Source organism: Intrasporangium calvum DSM 43043, from assembly GCF_000184685.1.
GTDB lineage: Bacteria > Actinomycetota > Actinomycetes > Actinomycetales > Dermatophilaceae > Intrasporangium > Intrasporangium calvum.
Genome location: NC_014830.1, coordinates 651326 through 669031 on the forward strand (window position 1 = coordinate 651326; position 17706 = coordinate 669031).

General features: G+C 71.0%; 17 protein-coding genes. 12 read left to right on the forward strand and 5 right to left on the reverse strand.

Annotation, left to right across the window (positions count from 1 at the left end):
* Nucleotides 1–143: 143 nt before the first annotated feature.
* Complete coding sequence (locus INTCA_RS02995; RefSeq protein WP_013491458.1) at nucleotides 144–2429, forward strand: sodium-translocating pyrophosphatase; 2286 nt, start codon at nucleotides 144–146, stop codon at nucleotides 2427–2429.
* Between the two features lie 82 nt (nucleotides 2430–2511).
* Here the strand turns inward: INTCA_RS02995 and INTCA_RS03000 are convergent, their stop codons facing one another.
* On the reverse strand, nucleotides 2512–3030 hold the full coding sequence (locus tag INTCA_RS03000; protein WP_013491459.1) for an inorganic diphosphatase: 519 nt from the start codon (nucleotides 3028–3030) through the stop codon (nucleotides 2512–2514).
* A gap of 135 nt (nucleotides 3031–3165) precedes the next feature.
* Between INTCA_RS03000 and INTCA_RS03005 the strand changes: the two genes are divergently transcribed.
* Complete coding sequence (locus INTCA_RS03005) at nucleotides 3166–4686, forward strand: D-alanyl-D-alanine carboxypeptidase/D-alanyl-D-alanine-endopeptidase (RefSeq protein WP_013491460.1); 1521 nt, start codon at nucleotides 3166–3168, stop codon at nucleotides 4684–4686.
* Nucleotides 4687–4696: 10 nt separating this feature from the next.
* Here INTCA_RS03005 and INTCA_RS03010 read toward each other — a convergent pair whose 3' ends face one another.
* Nucleotides 4697–5167: a nuclear transport factor 2 family protein gene (locus INTCA_RS03010; protein ID WP_013491461.1), complete on the reverse strand. Its 471-nt coding sequence runs from the start codon at nucleotides 5165–5167 to the stop codon at nucleotides 4697–4699.
* Nucleotides 5168–5375: 208 nt separating this feature from the next.
* Here INTCA_RS03010 and INTCA_RS03015 point away from each other — a divergent pair, with 208 nt between their 5' ends.
* The 10 genes from INTCA_RS03015 (at nucleotide 5376) to INTCA_RS19755 (ending at nucleotide 15501) form a co-directional block, all read left to right on the forward strand.
* Nucleotides 5376–6584: a zinc-dependent metalloprotease gene (locus INTCA_RS03015; protein WP_013491462.1), complete on the forward strand. Its 1209-nt coding sequence runs from the start codon at nucleotides 5376–5378 to the stop codon at nucleotides 6582–6584.
* A gap of 19 nt (nucleotides 6585–6603) precedes the next feature.
* Entirely contained in the window at nucleotides 6604–7605 is a 1002-nt protein-coding gene (gene tilS / locus INTCA_RS03020) for a tRNA lysidine(34) synthetase TilS (RefSeq protein ID WP_013491463.1), read from the forward strand.
* 150 nt (nucleotides 7606–7755) lie between these two features.
* Complete coding sequence (hpt, locus tag INTCA_RS03025) at nucleotides 7756–8307, forward strand: hypoxanthine phosphoribosyltransferase (RefSeq protein ID WP_013491464.1); 552 nt, start codon at nucleotides 7756–7758, stop codon at nucleotides 8305–8307.
* Between the two features lie 73 nt (nucleotides 8308–8380).
* Nucleotides 8381–9235 (forward strand): DUF1028 domain-containing protein, encoded by an 855-nt coding sequence (locus INTCA_RS03030; protein ID WP_013491465.1) that lies wholly within the window; start codon nucleotides 8381–8383, stop codon nucleotides 9233–9235.
* A gap of 197 nt (nucleotides 9236–9432) precedes the next feature.
* The gene (ftsH, locus tag INTCA_RS03035; RefSeq protein WP_013491466.1) at nucleotides 9433–11523 is read left to right on the forward strand and encodes an ATP-dependent zinc metalloprotease FtsH; all 2091 of its coding nucleotides are present in this window, start codon (nucleotides 9433–9435) and stop codon (nucleotides 11521–11523) included.
* Nucleotides 11524–11526: 3 nt separating this feature from the next.
* A complete protein-coding gene (folE, locus tag INTCA_RS03040; RefSeq protein ID WP_013491467.1) occupies nucleotides 11527–12099 on the forward strand; it encodes a GTP cyclohydrolase I FolE in 573 nt (190 codons plus the stop codon).
* 34 nt (nucleotides 12100–12133) lie between these two features.
* Nucleotides 12134–13066 (forward strand): dihydropteroate synthase, encoded by a 933-nt coding sequence (folP, locus tag INTCA_RS03045; RefSeq protein ID WP_013491468.1) that lies wholly within the window; start codon nucleotides 12134–12136, stop codon nucleotides 13064–13066.
* Nucleotides 13059–13946 carry a 2-amino-4-hydroxy-6-hydroxymethyldihydropteridine diphosphokinase gene (gene folK, locus INTCA_RS03050; protein ID WP_013491469.1) on the forward strand — a complete coding sequence of 296 codons (888 nt, stop codon included), beginning with the start codon at nucleotides 13059–13061 and terminating at the stop codon, nucleotides 13944–13946. Before folP ends, folK begins: the two co-directional genes overlap by 8 nt.
* Complete coding sequence (locus tag INTCA_RS03055) at nucleotides 13943–14446, forward strand: DUF3180 domain-containing protein (protein WP_013491470.1); 504 nt, start codon at nucleotides 13943–13945, stop codon at nucleotides 14444–14446. Before folK ends, INTCA_RS03055 begins: the two co-directional genes overlap by 4 nt.
* Complete coding sequence (locus INTCA_RS19755) at nucleotides 14446–15501, forward strand: hypothetical protein (protein WP_013491471.1); 1056 nt, start codon at nucleotides 14446–14448, stop codon at nucleotides 15499–15501. The genes INTCA_RS03055 and INTCA_RS19755 overlap by 1 nt, the downstream gene beginning before the upstream one ends.
* A gap of 42 nt (nucleotides 15502–15543) precedes the next feature.
* On the opposite strand, the gene INTCA_RS03065 is transcribed toward INTCA_RS19755, so the two are convergent.
* From INTCA_RS03065 to INTCA_RS03075, 3 genes are read right to left on the reverse strand one after another with little or no spacing between them, the layout of a single operon-like run.
* Entirely contained in the window at nucleotides 15544–15858 is a 315-nt protein-coding gene (locus INTCA_RS03065) for a hypothetical protein (protein WP_013491472.1), read from the reverse strand.
* Between the two features lie 8 nt (nucleotides 15859–15866).
* Nucleotides 15867–17057 (reverse strand): NADH-quinone oxidoreductase subunit D, encoded by a 1191-nt coding sequence (locus INTCA_RS03070; protein ID WP_013491473.1) that lies wholly within the window; start codon nucleotides 17055–17057, stop codon nucleotides 15867–15869.
* Between the two features lie 54 nt (nucleotides 17058–17111).
* A complete protein-coding gene (locus tag INTCA_RS03075; RefSeq protein ID WP_013491474.1) occupies nucleotides 17112–17705 on the reverse strand; it encodes a copper resistance CopC family protein in 594 nt (197 codons plus the stop codon).
* Nucleotide 17706 lies beyond the last annotated feature (1 nt).

Genomic DNA, 17706 nt, shown 5'->3' on the forward strand with positions numbered 1-17706 from the left:
GTCACCGGTCGCCACGCCGACTCGATGCCCTAGAGTACGCAGCGTCACGTCGGTCAACCGACGACAATCGCGTTCGGCCATGCCGGTCCGCAAGGGTGTCGACCGGTCCCAGAAATATGCAGGCTGCATGGATCAGGAGTTCGATGTCTTCCCTAACAGCGGCGGAGATTGCCGTCACCGGTAGTGACCGAGGAATCGTCATAGCCGTAGCCGTGGTGGCGCTCGTCGCCCTCGTCATCGCCTTCGTGCTGCGGGCCGGTGTGCTCGCCGCCGGCCAGGGCACGCCCAAGATGCAGGAGATCTCGGCAGCGGTGCAGGAGGGGGCGGCGGCCTATCTGGCTCGCCAGTTCCGCACCTTGGGCATCTTCGCCGTCATCGTCTTCTTCCTGCTCTTCCTGCTCCCCGGAGAGTCGGGCGAGCGGATCGGCCGCTCGGTGTTCTTCCTCCTCGGTGCGGCTTTCTCCGCGTCGATCGGCTACTTCGGGATGTGGCTCGCGACGCGCGCCAACGTCCGGGTCGCGGCGGCCGCCAACGGGGACGGCGGACGCGAGAAGGCGATGGAGGTGGCCTTCCGCACCGGTGGCGCTGTGGGCATGGCCACGACGGGCCTGGGTCTCCTCGGCGCGTCGGTCGTCGTCCTCGTCTACGCGGGCGAGGCACCCAAGGTCCTCGAGGGCTTCGGGTTCGGCGCCGCGATGCTCGCGATGTTCATGCGCGTCGGCGGCGGCATCTTCACGAAGGCCGCCGACGTCGGCGCCGACCTCGTCGGCAAGGTCGAGCAGGGCATCCCCGAGGACGACCCGCGCAACGCCGCGACGATCGCGGACAACGTCGGTGACAACGTCGGCGACTGCGCCGGCATGGCCGCCGACCTCTTCGAGTCGTATGCCGTCACGCTGGTGGCGTCGCTCATCCTCGGCAGCTCGGCCTTCGGTACCAAGGGCCTCATCTTCCCCCTGATCGTCCCGGCCATCGGCGTCCTCACCGCCATCATCGGCGTCTACATCACCAAGGCGAAGATCGGCGAGCCCGGTCTGGTCACGATCAACCGGTCCTTCTACATCTCCGCGCTGATCTCGGCGGTCCTCTCCGGTCTCGCCGCGTTCGTCTACCTGCCCACCTCCTTCGCGGACCTGGGTGTCGACGCCGTGGCCGGCCAGGAGGGCAACCCGGCCCTCATCGCGACGGTCGCCGTCATCATCGGCATCGTGCTCGCGGCGATCATCCTGTGGCTCACGGGCTACTTCACCGGCACCGAGACGAAGCCGACGAACGACGTCGCCCGCGCCTCGCTCACGGGGGCGGCCACGGTCATCCTCGGCGGCATGTCGGTCGGCTTCGAGTCCGCCGTCTACACGGCACTCGTCATCGCCGGCGCGGTCTACGGTGCGTTCCTCCTGTCTGGCTCGATCATCGTCTCGCTCTTCATGGTCGCCCTCGCCGGCTGCGGCCTGCTCACCACGGTTGGGGTCATCGTCGCGATGGACACCTTCGGCCCGGTCTCCGACAACGCCCAGGGTGTTGCCGAGATGAGCGGCGAGGTCTCCGCCGAGGGCGCCCAGATCCTCACCGAGCTCGACGCGGTCGGCAACACGACCAAGGCCATCACCAAGGGCATCGCGATCGCGACAGCAGTCCTGGCCGCGACCGCCCTGTTCGGCTCCTACTCCGATGCCATCGGACAGGCGCTGCGCGAGGCCGGCGAGGCGTCTGCCGACTTCTTCGTCGCCAACGTCGTCTCCCCGGGCACGCTCGTGGGCATGCTGATGGGCGCCTCGGTCGTCTTCCTCTTCTCGGGTCTGGCCATCAACGCGGTCGCCCGTGCGGCGGGCGCCGTGGTGATGGAGGTGCGGCGCCAGTTCCGCGACATCCCCGGCATCATGGATGGCACGGGCAAGCCTGAGTACGGCAAGGTCGTCGACATCGTCACGCGTGACTCCCTCCGGGAGCTCGCCACGCCGGGTCTGCTGGCCGTGTTCGCGCCCATCGCCGTCGGCTTCGGCCTCGGCGTGGGGCCGCTGGCCGGCTACCTCGCCGGCACCATCGCCACGGGCACCCTGATGGCTGTCTTCCTGGCCAACTCGGGCGGGTCATGGGACAACGCGAAGAAGATCGTCGAGGACGGCAAGTTCGGCGGCAAGGGCTCCCCGGCGCACGAGGCGACCGTCATCGGCGACACCGTGGGTGACCCGTTCAAGGACACGGCCGGTCCCGCCATCAACCCGCTGCTCAAGGTGATGAACCTCGTCTCGCTGCTCATCGCCCCGGCGGTCGTCACGCTGTCGGTCGGCGACTCGGCGAACGGCCCGATCCGCTATGCCATCGCGCTCGCCGCGGTCGCGGTCATCGTCGTGGCGGTCCTCGTCTCCAAGCGGCGCGAGTCGTCCCTGCACAGCGAGCCGGTCCCGATGGAGAAGCAGCCCGTCTGACCCCTCTCTGCACGGCACACGGGAATGCCGCCCACTCCGACGGAGTGGGCGGCATCTCCTTGGACCGCGGGGCGCCTGCCGGTCAGTGTGAGCTGTGCGGCGCCCACCGGTGGGTCGTGGTGCCCTCGTCTGTCGCCCGCTGGATCGCCTCTCGGACGACCCGCTCGGCGGTGGCCCGGTCGCTCCAGTCGGCCGCTGCGACGTGCTTGCCGGCCTCGAGGTCCTTGTACCGCTCGAAGAAGTGCTTGATCTCGTCGAGCTTGTGCGGCTGCACGTCGCGGACGTCCTGCATGTTGTCCATCCGCGGGTCGACGGGAACGCAGAGGACCTTGTCGTCACCGCCGGCCTCGTCCTCCATGTGGAAGACGCCGATGGGCCGGGCGTGGATGAGGACGCCGGGGAAGGTCGGCTCGGGAAGCAGCACGATCGCGTCGAGCGGGTCGCCGTCCTCGCCGAGGCTCCCCTCGATGTAGCCGTAGTCGCCGGGGTAGGCCATCGACGTGTAGAGGAAGCGGTCGAGCCGGATCCGCCCCGTCTCGTGGTCGACCTCGTACTTGTTGCGTGATCCCTTGGGGATCTCGATGGTGACGTCGAAGTCCACGACTGTGCCCTTTCCTGGCTCACCCCGGGATGGTCCCCGGGGCCCTTCCTGACAGAATTCTGAGGAACAGTGTCGCGTAGGTGGCACCAATCCGGAAAAGCGCAGCCATCCGGCGGACACGAAAGGGGCGTCGTCGTGAGGCGGTTGACCGCGGCACTGACGGCTGGAGCCGTCCTCGCGGTGGGCTACCTCGGCCTCGACACGGCCGATCTCGTGCCGGGCCTGCTGACGACCCGGCCGCTCCCGCCGCCACCTCCGACCGAGACGCCGGGCATCCGGACGCTGCCGGTCGTGCCGCAACCCTCGCCGTCGACATCAGTCCGGATGCCGCTGGGCTCGCTCGCCGGGGAGGGCGCGGCTCCCAGCCCGGCGGGCCTCCGGAAGGCCCTCGCGGGCGTCGTGACGCTGCCCGCCCTCGCCGACGCGTCGCTCGTCGTCCGAGACGGCCAGTCGGGGGGCATCCTCTACGACCGTGGTGGCTCCCAGCGCCGGATTCCCGCCTCGACGACCAAGCTGCTCACCGCGGCCGCGGTCGGGCAGGTGTTCGGCGGCGACGAGACATTGCGGACCGAGGTGCACGAAGGGGCGTCCGCCGACCAGGTCGTCCTCGTCGCCGGCGGGGACAGCCTGCTGGCCCCCGGTGAAGGAGATCCGGGGGCCGTGGCCGGCCGTGCCGGGCTCGCCGACCTCGCCGACCAGGTTGCGCTGGCGTTGACCGACTCTGGCACCGAGCGGGTCGTGCTCCAGGTCGACGAGTCGTACGCCCCCGGCCCGGCGCGTGCTTCGACGTGGGGGGAGGACTTCCACCGTCTCGGCATCGTCGGGTCCGTCGCGATGCTCGGACTGAGCACTCAGCGCGCCGGTCTGAACCGCCCCGGGCCACTGGATCCGGTGGGAGCGACGGCGGCCACCTTCGCGGCCCTGCTCGAGGACCGCGGGGTCCGTGTGAGCCAGGTGGAGCGGCTTCGCCCCGGCATCTCGACAGGCACGGCGACAGGCACGGCGACAGGCACGGCGACAGGCACGGCGACAGGCACGGCGACAGGCACGGCGACAGGCACACCAGGTCCCGGACCCCGCGTGCTCGGCTCCGTGGAGTCGGCACCGGTCCGCGACCAGCTCGCTCTCGCCCTGACGGACTCCGACAACACCCTGACGGAGATCCTCGCCCGGCAGGCGGCTTTCCGCGCCGCACCTCCCGGTTCGGCGAGAACGGACTTCGGCACGGTGGGCGCCTGGGTCGTCGAGCAGGTCGCCGCACTCGGCATCGAGACCACGGGCGTCGCCCTCGCCGACGCCAGCGGGCTGTCCCGCGAGAACCGGGTCACGGCTCGCCTCCTGACCGACGTGCTGGCCCTCGGGTACGACGGCTCGCACCCCGTCCTGCGCACGGCTCTCGAGGGCATGCCGATTGCCGGACTGAGTGGCACGTTGGCCGGTCGGTACATCAAGGACGGAGAGCCGGAGGCGGCGGCGGGACGAGCCCGGGCCAAGACCGGCACCCTCACCGGAGCCAACGCACTCGCTGGTTCCGTGGTCGATGACGACGGCCGACTTCTCGTCTTTGCCGGACTCGTGTCTGGTGCGCCCACCGAAGCAGCCAGGGCCGCGCTCGATGACGTCGTCTCCGCCATCGCCGCGTGCGGCTGCCGGTGACCGGTCCGAGTCAGGCCGCCGTCGGGGTCGCAGGCGCGGTCGCCTGTCGAGGTGGGAGGTCCACGGTGGCGAAGTGCGCGGCCACCCCGGGGACGTCGAAGAAGAAGTCTCTCGTCCGGACCGTCTTCCAGTGGCGTAGCTCCGCGACACTGACGAGACGGACGTCGAGCGTGTGGCCGTCCCTTCCCCTCTCGACTGCGGACCACTCGACGAGGGCCGTGCACGTGCCCGTGGGCGACCACGGGCGTTGCACGGCAACGTGGTGCAAGGTGGCCCGGAGTGACACGTTCTGGGCGAAGAGGGCCCGGAAGAGTGCGGTCACCTCGGCCCGGCCCCGCCACTCACCCGCCATCGGCGTGCCGGGTTGGAACTCGACGACGACGTCGTCGGGCCAGAACTGCACCAGACGATCCGCGTCCAACGCCTCGAAGGCGGCGTGCACCTTCGCGACCTGCCTTCGCCAGACCCAGTCTGCCAACATGGCGAGCTCCTCTCTCGATCACCGGGCGTGGCTCGCACCGGGTCACCCTCGTTCGCGGCACTCCCGACGGTCGCGCCCAGACTGGCCGGGTTCCAGAGTCCGAAGTCCCGAGAACCCGACCAGTCCGGCGGGTACTGGAGGGGGGAACGTTCCGGACAGAGCGGGCGTTGGCTGGGGCAGTGGCCCCGTCCTCGATGAAAGGCCAGGCATGACCGACAGCGCCAAGGACACCACCCGGGACTCCGACCGAGATCCAGCCAGCGACCCAGCCAGCGACCCAGCCAGCGACCCAGCCCGGGACACGGGGCGTGAACCCGTCGCCGACCGCGGGGACGCCCAGCCGCCCACCACAGCGAGCCATCCCCCGGGAGCGAGCTCAGCGGCATACGTCGACTACGACTTCGCCAAGTGGACCGGGCGCACCGTCGTCAAACCCGGCCCCCAGGTGACCAGGGACGAGGCGGACGCCATCGTGGCCGACCTCCGCGCCGCGGCAGCCGAGGCGCGCGAGCCGGTGGCCACGACGAGTCGGCTCCACGCACCCGATGACGCGCCGCCGCCGCTCATCGTCGACCGGGTGGGCTGGATCAGTGCCAACGTCGACTCGTTCAAGGCGATGCTCGACCCGGTCGTCGACAAGCTCGTCGCGACGCGCAAGGGCGCCGACAGCCCGGCCGTCCAGGCGATCGGCGGCAAGGTGACGGGCGCCGAGATGGGCGGCCTGCTCGCCTACCTGTCGAGCAAGATCCTCGGCCAGTACGACCTGGCCCCCGGAGGGACCCCCCGGCTCCTTCTCGTCGCCCCCAACGTCGTCGAGGTCGAACGCAAGCTCGGGGTCAGCCCCCGCGACTTCCGGCGCTGGGTCGCCATGCACGAGGAGACGCACCGCGTGCAGTTCACCGCCGTGCCGTGGCTGCGGGACCACCTCATCGCCAGGTCCCAGTCGCTCGCGGTGGACCTGGCGCCCACAGCCGAGGAGGTCGGACAGCGGCTCGACCAGCTGGCCCGGAACCTGCCGGGGGTGATCTCCTCGGGTGAGGGCCTCGGTCAGCTCTTCGCCACACCGGAGCAGAAGGCCCGGATCGCCGAGCTCACCGCCGTGATGTCCCTCCTCGAGGGGCACGCCGATGTCGTGATGGACGATGTCGGCCCGAGCGTCATCCCCACGGTCGATGACATCCGTCGCAAGTTCAACGCCCGGCGCAGCGGAGCCGTGGGCATCGACCGGTTGCTGCGCAAGCTCCTCGGCATCGAGGCGAAGATGCGCCAGTACCGGGATGGGGCTGTCTTCGTCCGGGCCGTCACTGACGAGGTCGGCCGGGAGGGGTTCAATGCGGTGTGGTCCTCGCCCGATACCCTGCCCAAGGCCACCGAGATCCTCGACCCCGGCGCCTGGGTGCGCCGGGTCCACGGCTGAGCAGGAGGCTCTGACCGACATGACCGGACCCGACCCAGCGGTCGCAGCCACCCGGCTCGCCGTCCGACAGCACTTCGCCGACGTCCCCGAGGGCGGGCTCGTGCTCGTCGCCTGCTCCGGCGGCACCGACTCGCTCGCCCTCGCCGCAGCGCTCGCCTTCGAGGCGCCACGATCTGGCCTGCGGGGTGGCGCGGTGGTCGTCGACCACGGGCTGCAGGAAGGGTCCGGCGCGGTCGCGGAACAGGCGGCGCAGACCTGTCGCGAGCTGGGACTCTCGCCGGTCGAGGTGATGGTGGCTGAGGTGCGGATCACCGGGTCCGGCCTCGAGGCGGATGCCCGCGCAGCACGCTACAAGGCGATCGACGCCGTGGCTGACCGCGTCGGCGCCAGCCAGGTGCTGCTCGGCCACACGCGGGACGACCAGGCCGAGCAGGTGCTGCTGGGGCTGTCGCGGGGCTCCGGTGCGCGCTCGCTGAGCGGCATGCCGCTGCGCCGTGGCCGCTTCGTCCGTCCACTGCTCGCCCTCCCGCGGGCCACGACGACGGCGGCCTGCGAGGCCCTGGGGGTCCAGCCCTGGCACGACCCCCACAACGAGGACCCCTCGTTCCGCCGGGTCCGGGCGCGCCGGCTGCTCGGGGCCCTCGAGGGCGACCTCGGGCCAGGGTTCGCCGCAGCGCTGGCTCGCTCGGCCGACCTCCTTCGTGAGGACGCGGACTACCTCGAGAGCCTCGCCATCCGGGCCAGGGAGGAGCTGCCGGCAACGGCGGGCGACCCGGGCGTGGACCTGCAGGCCCTCGCGGCGCTGCCCCGTGCCATCCGCACTCGGGTGTGGCGCATCCTCGCCGCCGAGGCGGGGGCGCCGATCTCCGATGTCACCGCGGCGCACGTGGAGTCGCTCGATGCACTGCTCACCTCATGGCACGGGCAGGGGCCGCTCCACGTGCCCGGTGGCATCGCCGTGGCTCGGACGGGCGACGCCATCCGCTTCAGCCCGATCCGCGAGACGGCCGACGCCCACTGACCCACACTCACCCGCACTCACCTCACTGACCGGCCCGGCTGCCCTCGCGGGCGCCACCAGGCGTCGCCGACGACGCAGGGGGTTCGACGGTGGGGTTGAATGGGGGCGCACAGCGAACTGCACGTCCCCCTCACGCAGCAAGGAGCCTTCGTGGACCGCGAGCACATGGCAGCTGACCTGGCCAAGGTCCTCCTCACCGAGGAGCAGATCCAGACTCGCCTCGGCGAGCTCGCGGTGGACATCTGGAGGGACTACGAGGGCAAGGACCTGCTCCTCGTCGGCGTCCTCAAGGGCGCCGTCGTCGTCATGGCGGACCTGATGCGGGCGCTGCCCGGCACCGCGCCGATGGACTGGATGGCCGTCTCCTCCTACGGCTCCGGCACCAAGAGCTCCGGCGTCGTGCGGATCCTCAAGGACCTCGACGTGGACATCACCGGCAAGGACGTCCTCATCGTCGAGGACATCATCGACTCCGGCCTGACGCTGTCCTGGATCAAGGCCAACCTCGAGTCGCGCAAGCCGGCCTCGGTCGAGATCTGCACGCTGTTGCGCAAGCCGGACGTCGTCAAGGTGGACATCCCGGTCAAGTACGTCGGCTTCGACATCCCCAACGAGTTCGTCGTGGGCTACGGGCTCGACTACGACGAGCGTTACCGCAACCTGCGCTGCGTGGGGACGCTCGCGCCGCACGTCTACGAGTGACGCGACGACCGCCTGAGGCAGCGGGCCGTATGCCGCTGGGCTGGCTCAGCGGGCCACGCGGCAGGATGTGCCCATGACGTTCTCCATCGTGGCCCGTGAGGGCGAGGCCTACGGCGTCGCCGTGGCGAGCAAGTTCCTCGCCGTCGGCGCCGTCGTCCCGGGCGCCCGGGTCGGTGTCGGCGCGGTGGCCACCCAGTCGTGGGCGCGGGTCGCCTACATCCCGGAGCTGCTCGGACGGCTGGAGGCGGGCGAGCCGGCGGACTCGGCGCTCGACTCGGTGACGGCGATGGACCCGGGCGGCGCGACCAGGCAGGTCGGTGTCGTAGGCCGGGAGTCGGCGGCGACGGTCACGGGCGACGAGTGCACCCCGTGGTGCGGTGGTGTCGCCCGAGTCGGCGACGGGGACTCCGCGTACGCCATCCAGGGCAACATCCTCGTCGGCCCCGAGGTCGTCGCCGCGATGGAGCGCGCGTGGCTCGATTCGGCAGGGGTCACCCTGCCCCAGCGACTGCTCGCAGCCCTGGTCGCCGGTGACGCTGCCGGCGGGGACGCCCGCGGTCGCCAGAGCGCCGCGATCTACGTGGTCGAGCCCGGTGCGGGCTACGACCGGAGCGGCGTCGCCGCCGACCTTCGGGTCGACGACCATGCCGACCCGGTCACCGAGCTGCGGCGGCTGCTGGACGAGTGGGAGATGTACTTCGGGCGGCCTGAGGACGTCCGCCCGCTCGAGGGCGACCTGGCCGCCGAGGTGGGTCACCTGCTCGAACGGGTCGGGCGCAGCCCGGGTGAGCACGGGGTGGAGGCAGCGCTGGTGGCCTGGGCCGGCGAGGTGAACTACGAGTCGCGACTGGCGCCCGGAGGCATCGACCGCCGCGTCCTGGAGGCACTTCGCGCCAGCGCGGCCGCCGGCCCCGCGGCTGACCGATGACGCCGGTCGCCTCCGTCGACCTTCCGTCGGTCCGGGAGAGCCCGTCGGGACGCGCGGCAGGATCGGCGGTGGGCTGGTTGGTCGTGGCGGCCCGGGATGCGGAACACTGGGAGTTCGCCGAACGTTGATCCCGTGCACACCACGGTGCACTCACACTGACGAGCAGGAGGACCGGGGCCTTCGCGCCCCGCACGTACATGGACGCAAAGCGGATTCTGCGCACCCCCTTGGTGTGGATCATGGTCCTCATCAGCGCGCTCGTCTTCGGCATGATGTTCTCGGATGCTGGTGCGCCCCGCATCGACACGTCCGAGGCGATGAAGCAGATCACCTCCGGCAACGTCGAGTCGGCCAAGCTGCTCAACAACGAGCGCATGGAGCTGACCCTCAAGCAGCCCTACACCTCGGCCGACAAGACGGTGAAGGACGCGAAGACGGTCTTCGCCTTCTACGTCGAGGCCCGTGGCGATGATGTCGTGGCCGCGCTCAACGAGCACCTCCCGCCGAAGAACTACACCGACTTCATCGAGGAGCCGAGCTGGATCGGCACGCTCCTCGTCTCGATCCTGCCGATCATCATCATCCTGGGTCTCTTCTGGTTCCTCATGGGGCAGATGCAGGGCGGCGGCAACCGGGTCATGCAGTTCGGCAAGTCGCGCGCCAAGCTGGCCACCAAGGACACCCCGAAGGTGACGTTCGCCGACGTCGCCGGCTGTGACGAGGCGATCGAGGAGCTGCAGGAGATCAAGGAGTTCCTCCAGGAGCCGTCGAAGTTCCTCGCCGTCGGGGCCAAGATCCCCAAGGGCGTGCTGCTCTACGGACAGCCCGGCACGGGCAAGACGCTGCTGGCCCGCGCAGTCGCCGGGGAGGCCGGCGTGCCCTTCTACTCGATCTCCGGCTCGGACTTCGTCGAGATGTTCGTCGGCGTCGGCGCCAGCCGCGTCCGCGACCTCTTCGAGCAGGCCAAGGCCAACGCCCCGGCCATCGTCTTCGTCGACGAGATCGACGCCGTGGGCCGCCACCGTGGCGCCGGCCTCGGCGGCGGGCACGACGAGCGCGAGCAGACCCTGAACCAGCTGCTCGTCGAGATGGACGGCTTCGACGTCAAGACCAACGTCATCCTCATCGCCGCGACGAACCGCCCCGACATCCTCGACCCGGCGCTGCTGCGGCCCGGCCGGTTCGACCGGCAGATCGCGGTCGAGGCGCCGGACATGATCGGTCGGCACCGCATCCTCGAGGTCCACAGCCAGGGCAAGCCGATGGCCGACGACGTCGACCTGCTCGCCGTCGCGCGACGCACCCCCGGGTTCACCGGCGCGGACCTCGCCAACGTCCTCAACGAGGCGGCGCTCCTCACCGCTCGGGGCGACCGCAAGATCATCGACAACCGCGCCCTCGACGAGGCGATCGACCGGGTCATCGCGGGCCCGCAGAAGCGCAGTCGGATCATGTCGGCCAAGGAGCGCAAGATCACCGCCTACCACGAGGGCGGTCACGCCCTCGTCGCGGCAGCGTTGAACCACACGGACCCCGTGACCAAGGTGACGATCCTGCCGCGCGGCCGCGCCCTGGGATACACGATGGTCATGCCGGTTGACGACAAGTACTCCACGACCCGCAACGAGATCCTCGACCAGCTCTCCTACGCCCTGGGTGGCCGTGTCGCGGAGGAGATCGTCTTCCACGAGCCGACGACCGGCGCGTCGAACGACATCGAGAAGGCCACCGGCATGGCCCGCAAGATGGTGACCGAGTTCGGCATGAGCGAGCGGATCGGCGCGATCAAGCTCGGCCAGAGCCAGGGCGAGGTCTTCCTGGGCCGTGACTACGGGCACCAGCGCGACTACTCCGAGGAGATCGCCGGCGTCGTCGACGAGGAGGTCCGCAAGCTCATCGAAGGTGCGCACGACGAGGCCTACGAGGCGATCAACTCCAACCGCGACGTGCTCGACCGCCTCGTCCTCGAGCTGCTCGAGAAGGAGACGCTCAACCAGGCCGAGATCGCCAAGGTGTTCCACGACATCGTCAAGCTCCCGATGCGGCCGACCTGGCTGTCATCCCAGGCGCGCGTCCCCGGCGACCGACCCCCGGTCCTCACGCCTGCGGAGGCCGCGGCGCAGCAGAACGGCCACCTGGCCCCTCCCGTGCCGCCCGACCCCGAGCTCGAGGAGAAGATCGACGAGGCGGCGTCCGTGGGTGCCCACCCGCTCGCGGAGGAGCACCCGCCGGTCGCGGTAGTCGAGGTCCCCGACGACCGTCCGGTGAACCCGGACGAGAAGGCGTGATCGATGGCGATCGACGTGGCGAGGGCTGAGGCCGCCGTCCGAGAGCTCCTCATCGCCATCGGCGAGGACCCCGAGCGGGACGGGCTCGTCGACACCCCGGCCCGCGTCGCCCGCTCCTACGCAGAGATCTTTGCCGGCCTCGACATGGAGGCCGGCGACGTGCTGGACAAGACCTTCGAGATCGAGCACGACGAGCTCATCATCCTGCGCGACATCGAGCTCTACTCGACCTGCGAGCACCATCTGGTGCCCTTCCACGGCGTTGCCCACGTCGGCTACATCCCGGGCCGGGACGGCAGGGTCACCGGCCTCTCCAAGCTGGCTCGGCTCGTCGAGGTCTACGCCCGCCGACCCCAGGTCCAGGAGCGCCTCACCAGCCAGATCGCCGACGCACTCGTCGAGCATCTCGGGGTCCAAGGGGTCATCGTCGTCATCCAGGCGGAACACCTGTGCATGTCGATGCGCGGCATCCGCAAGCCGGGCGCCTCCACCATCACGTCTGCGGTGCGTGGCCAGCTGCGCGACCCGGCCACCCGGGCCGAAGCCATGGCTCTCATGCTCGAGGGCAACAAGTGACCCACCGGGCCGTCCCGACGACGGAATGGCGGCCATGAGCGCCTCAGACGCCGCGGCGCTCGCGGCCGCCGCTCTCGTCGCCGAACGCGACCGCACGCTCGTCATGGGCGTGGTCAACGTGACGCCGGACTCGTTCTCCGACGGTGGCGTCTGGTTCGAGCCCGAGGCGGCGCTCGCGCACGGGCGCGAGGTGCTCGCTGCCGGGGCCGACATCGTCGACGTCGGCGGGGAGTCGACCCGGCCAGGCGCCGACCGGCCCTCGGTGGAGGAGGAGCTGCGCCGCGTGCTGCCCGTCATCCGCGACCTGGCCGAGCGCGGCGCGGTCGTGTCCATCGACACGATGCGGGCCGAGGTGGCCGCCGCGGCGCTCGACGCCGGGGCGGGAATCGTCAACGATGTCTCGGGCGGCCTCGCCGACCCCGAGATGGTTCCCCTCGTCGCTAGGGCCGGCGTCCCCTACATCGCGATGCACTGGCGCGGCCACAGCGCCGACATGCAGGCGCTCGCCGCCTACGACGACGTCGTGGCAGACGTGTGCCGGGAGCTCGGGTCGAGACGCGACGAGCTGCTCGAGGCCGGGGTCAACGAGGACCTGCTGGTGCTCGACCCGGGTCTCGGCTTCTCCAAGACGGCCGAGCACAACTGGGCCCTGATGGCCGCGTTGCCGGAGCTGCACGAGCTCGGGCACCCCGTTCTCCTCGGGGCCTCGCGCAAGACGTTCCTGGGCCGGCTGCGTCAGTCGCCAGGCGAGCCGCCTCGTCCGCCCGCAGACCGCGACCTCGAGACGACCGCGACCTCGGTGATGGCAGCCATGGCCGGCCTGTGGTGCGTCCGGGTCCACGACGTCGCGTCAACGGTGCGCGTGCTCTCGGTCGTCAGCGCCGCGCTGGCCCACCTGCCTTCGACCCCGGGCGGGGCCCAGGGGCAGGAGGGCGGCGACACCCTCGCTGAGGCGTTCCGTGACTGACGAGATCGTCCTCAGGGGGGTGACCGCCCGCGGCCACCACGGGGTCCTGGACGCGGAGAAGCGGGACGGTCAGACCTTCGTCGTCGACGTCCACCTGTCGCTCGACCTGTCCCGGGCCGGGCAGACCGACGACCTGTCCGCCACCGTCAACTATGCCGAGGTGGCGTCGCTCATCGTGGCCCGCATCACGGGGCCCTCGTTCGACCTGGTCGAACGGTTGGCCGAGGTCATCGCCGACGACGTGCTCGACTTCGGGCTCGTCGACTCGGTCGAGGTCGTGGTCCACAAGCCGGAGGCACCCGTGGGTCACCCCTTCACGGACGTCGAGGTGCGGGTTCGCCGCAGCCGAGGCCCACGTGCGGTCATCGCGCTGGGTTCGAACCTCGGCGACCGGGGTCGCACGCTGTCGCTCGCGGTCGACGCACTGCGTTCGCTGCCGGGTTTCACCGTGACCTCCGTGTCGCCCATCGTCGAGTCCGAGCCCGTGGGGGGACCGGACCAGCCGCCCTACCTGAACGCCGTCGTCGTGGGACGGACGACCCTGGTGGCCGCCGACCTGCTCGACGCGCTCCACCGCATCGAGGCCGCCCACGGCCGGACGCGCGACGTGAGATGGGACGCCCGCACCCTGGACCTCGACCTCATCCAGGTCGGCACTCCGGGATCGGCGGAGGAGGTGGTGAGCGACGACGAAACCCTCACCCTCCCGCACCCTCGCGCCGGAGAGCGTGCCTTCGTGCTCGTGCCCTGGGCTGCTGCGGACCCTGATGCGCGTCTCCGGCTCGGCTCCGCGGACCAGGAGATCCGTCCCGTCCGGCAGATCCTCGGCGGTCTGGACCAGTCGGGCGTCCGCCCGGGCCCCGAGTGGGGCCAGTCGTGAAGCGACACCCGGGCATCCGAGTCACCACCCTGGTTCTCACCGGGCTCGCGGTCCTCGTCCTGGCGTGGCTCGTCATGCGCTGGGTCGAGGCGTCGAGGGGCACCATCCCGCATCCGGGCTGGGTGGGCGCCGCCGCGATACTGTTCCTCGGGGGAGGTGTCCTCGTTGCCGGTTGGCAGGTGCGCACCTTTCGTGACGGGGCTCCCTCGCCCTCGATGACTGCCCTCCGCGCCGCGCGCACGCTGGTGCTCGGTCAGGCGGCCGCCCTGACGGGGGCCGCCCTGACGGGCTGGTACGCCGCGATCGTGCTGGTGCTGCTGCCCGACGCCGACGTCGAGTCGCAGCGGGGCCGCATCTGGCCGTTCGCCCTGCATGTCGTGGTGGCCCTGGCCCTGGCGATCGCCGGCATGGTGGTACAGCGGTGGTGCCGGGTGCGCCCGCGGGACGAGGGGGACGACGACGAGCTGCGCCACCTGAACGGCCACGCCGAGGACCGTTGATGCAACGATCGGAGATCTTCGGGGGTCTCCATGTCATGGCGCTCCCGACGCGCGGCCGCGGGCTGCGAACTCTCGTGCTGGTTCTCCTGGTCCCGCTCGGCCTGACACTCGGCGGTTGCGGCGAGGTGGTCCGTCCCCTCCCCGGCTCGACCGGCGCGACGGCTCCCCGATCGGGGGAAGCGTCCGACGGGCGGCAACCGCTGACCGGTGCCCCGAGCGACCTGCCGGCCGGGTCGACCACTGCTCCGTCGGAGCCGGCCCCCGAGTCCTTCGTCGAGAGGGCGAAAGCGGTGGCGGCCGCGGTCCGGAAGGCGGGCCTCCCCGAGCAGCCGGCCGGGCCGACCCTGCTGGGGCCCTGGGCGGTCGACCTGTCCTTCGAGACGGACGCCCAGAAGGTCGCCTGGTCCGCAGGACGGGTCACGCTCGGGGCCCGCATCCCGAAGGACGAGATCGGCGTCTCGTCGATGAGGCTCCCGGACGGCACGGAGCGACCGGTCGACGTGCTCTCGCCGCGGGACGCGATGACCCGCGCGCTCGAGGGCGCCGAAGGTGACTGCAGTGGCATCCCTCCGAGCGAATGTCAGCTCACGCTGACGGGCGCCACCCTGACGACGGCCCGCGTCCCGACCACGGCGGGCGAGGCCACCGTTCCCGCGTGGTCGTTCACGGCCACGGGGCTCGCCCGACCGCTGGTCGTCGTCGCCACCGCACAAGGGGTCCTCGAGCCGCCGCAACCGTCGGCCACCCCGCCCGCGCTGCCCCCGGCGTCGCCGGGGCTGAGCTCCGCCGACGCCCTCGCGGACATCTCCGGCGAGACCATCACCGTCCAGCTCGGCCACGGTGCCTGCGACCGTGACCTCGCCGGCCACGCGGTCGAGTTCCCCGACCTCGTGGTCGTCGGAGGCACGTTCACCCCGCCCGACCCGGGCACCATGTGCACGATGCAGTATCTCCTCACCCCGACCGTCCTGCACCTGGCCAAGCCACTGGGCGACCGGTTGGTCATCGACATCGCGTCCGGGTCGCCGCGATACCTCGGCGTCCCCGCCTCCTGAGCGGCCCGCCTGCTCACCGACCCCGGGGTCGGAAGCGCGCGGCTACTGCGTCGTCACCGCACCTTGGGCCGTGGTCGGGGCCCCGGTCGTCCGCGCGGTCGGGCGGGTCGTCGTCTCCGTCGTCCCGCTCCTGACGTCGGCCGTCCTCGAGACCGGGGCCGACGACAGGGTGGACGTCGCCGGTGACGCCCCGGGCGGGCCCGTGACGACCGAGGTGGTCCGGTTCGGTCGCGGCGGGGGGATCGTGTCGACGAGGTCCTCGTCCGAGCACGCCGAGGTGCTCCACACCAGAGCCACGACGATCCCCACGGTGCCGGCGCGGACCGCTCGGACGCGCCCGAGCCAGCCCAGCGGCATACGGAGAATCACTTGTCGACGTCGCCGACCACGAAGAACATCGAGCCGAGGATCGAGACCATGTCCGAGATGAGCTGGCCGGGGAGCATCTCGGTGAGCACGGCGACGTTGTTGAAGGACGCGGAGCGCAGCTTGAGCCGCCACGGAGTCTTGTCGCCGCGGGAGACGAGGAAGTACCCGTTGAACCCGAGCGGGTTCTCGGTCGCGCAGTAGATCTCGCCCTCCGGAACCTTGAGGACCTTGGGCAGCTTCACATTGATGGGGCCAGGCTGCAGCTGGATGAGCCGGTCGAGGCAGGCCTCGGCGATGTCGAGGCTGACCCGGGTCTGCTCGAGGAGCACCTCGAGGCGGGCCAGCGAGTCACCGGACTCACGGGTGACGACGCGACCCGGTCCGTTGGGCCCGAACAGCTCGCCGTAGGCGAGGTACGGAGTGTCGCGGCGCAGGTCCACGTCGATCCCGCTGGCGCGGGCGATCGGGCCGGACACCCCGTACGCGAGGGCGGTCTCTCGCGGCAGGACACCCACTCCCTTGGTCCGGGCCTCGAGGATCTCGTTGCCCACCAGGAGGTGCTCGAGCGAGGGGAGGCGCTTGCGGACGTTGACGATCGCCTTGTCGACCCGACCGAGCCACCCGGCCGGAAGATCCTCCTTGAGCCCGCCCACCCGGTTGAACATGTAGTGCATCCGACCGCCGGAGATCTCCTCGAGGACGGACTGGAGCTCCTCGCGTTCCCGGAAGGCGTAGAAGACCGGGGTGATGGCTCCGAGCTCGAGGGGATAGCTGCCGAGGAACATCAGGTGGCTGAGGACCCGGTTCAGCTCCGCGAGGGCGGTGCGCACCCACACGGCCCGCTCAGGGACCTCCATGCCGAGCATCTGCTCGACGCCGAGCACCACCCCGAGCTCGTTGGAGAAGGCGCTCAGCCAGTCGTGCCGGTTGGCCAGGACGACGATCTGGCGGTAGTCGCGCACCTCGAAGAGCTTCTCGGCACCCCGGTGCATGTAGCCGATGATCGGCTCCGCCGTGACGATCCGCTCACCGTCGACGACGATCCGCAGCCGGAGGACGCCGTGGGTGGCGGGGTGCTGCGGTCCGATGTTGAGGACCATGTCCGCCGTCGCCAGACCTCCGGCACCCACCCCGACGGTGAGGGCGCGTGGACGCGAGGAACGGTGCGACACGGTCGTCTCGGTCATGGGTCGAGTATGCCGTGTCCCCACTCGGTCGGTGCGACCGGTGTTGGCCGAGTCTCAGTGATCCTCGTCGCCCGTTCCACCGAGCTCGTCAGACGGCCTGCGTCGGAGCCTGACCGTCATGAAGGCGATGAGGCCGAGCGCGACGACGGTGCCGGCAGCGGTGAGGAGCACCGGCACGAGCTGTGAGTCCTTGGCGGCCTCGTCGTCGGGTTCGGCTGGGGCGGCGACGAGGGCCGTGGGGCCAGCGGTCGCCGTCGACCCGTCGAGCCCCTTCAGGGCGAAGAACTGGTAGGACCCGGTGAGGGGATGTCCGTCCTCCGAGGTCACCCGGTAGGCCACGGTGTACCCGCCCGCGGCCGCCGCGGACGAGAGCGCCTGACGAACCTCGCGTCCCTCGACCACGGCTGCTCCCTCCGCCACGTTGCCGGACGGACCCGTGACGATCACCTGGAGGCCGATCTCGAGGGGCTCCTGGCTGAACACCAGCACCACCTCGGCCGGGAGCTGCTCCACGGAGGTTCCGTCCGCCGGCGTCGTCTTCTCGAGGACGTCGTGGGCGCTCGCCGTCCTCGGAGTCATCACGACGATGGCTCCGATGCTCCCGAGGACGGAGCCGAGAGCAAGGAGCAGGAGGACGAGCCGACGCATG

Excerpts from the sequence above, each read along its gene's own strand:
- INTCA_RS03010 (WP_013491461.1), bottom strand. The coding sequence starts at position 5,167 with ATGTTGGCAGACTGGGTCTGGCGAAGGCAGGTCGCGAAGGTGCACGCC.
- tilS (WP_013491463.1), top strand. The coding sequence starts at position 6,604 with ATGACCGGACCCGACCCAGCGGTCGCAGCCACCCGGCTCGCCGTCCGA.
- folE (WP_013491467.1), top strand. The coding sequence starts at position 11,527 with ATGGCGATCGACGTGGCGAGGGCTGAGGCCGCCGTCCGAGAGCTCCTC.
- INTCA_RS03075 (WP_013491474.1), bottom strand. The coding sequence starts at position 17,705 with ATGCGTCGGCTCGTCCTCCTGCTCCTTGCTCTCGGCTCCGTCCTCGGG.
- folP (WP_013491468.1), top strand. The coding sequence starts at position 12,134 with ATGAGCGCCTCAGACGCCGCGGCGCTCGCGGCCGCCGCTCTCGTCGCC.
- INTCA_RS02995 (WP_013491458.1), top strand. The coding sequence starts at position 144 with ATGTCTTCCCTAACAGCGGCGGAGATTGCCGTCACCGGTAGTGACCGA.
- INTCA_RS03070 (WP_013491473.1), bottom strand. The coding sequence starts at position 17,057 with ATGACCGAGACGACCGTGTCGCACCGTTCCTCGCGTCCACGCGCCCTC.
- ftsH (WP_013491466.1), top strand. The coding sequence starts at position 9,433 with ATGGACGCAAAGCGGATTCTGCGCACCCCCTTGGTGTGGATCATGGTC.
- INTCA_RS19755 (WP_013491471.1), top strand. The coding sequence starts at position 14,446 with ATGCAACGATCGGAGATCTTCGGGGGTCTCCATGTCATGGCGCTCCCG.
- INTCA_RS03065 (WP_013491472.1), bottom strand. The coding sequence starts at position 15,858 with ATGCCGCTGGGCTGGCTCGGGCGCGTCCGAGCGGTCCGCGCCGGCACC.
- INTCA_RS03015 (WP_013491462.1), top strand. The coding sequence starts at position 5,376 with ATGACCGACAGCGCCAAGGACACCACCCGGGACTCCGACCGAGATCCA.
- INTCA_RS03030 (WP_013491465.1), top strand. The coding sequence starts at position 8,381 with ATGACGTTCTCCATCGTGGCCCGTGAGGGCGAGGCCTACGGCGTCGCC.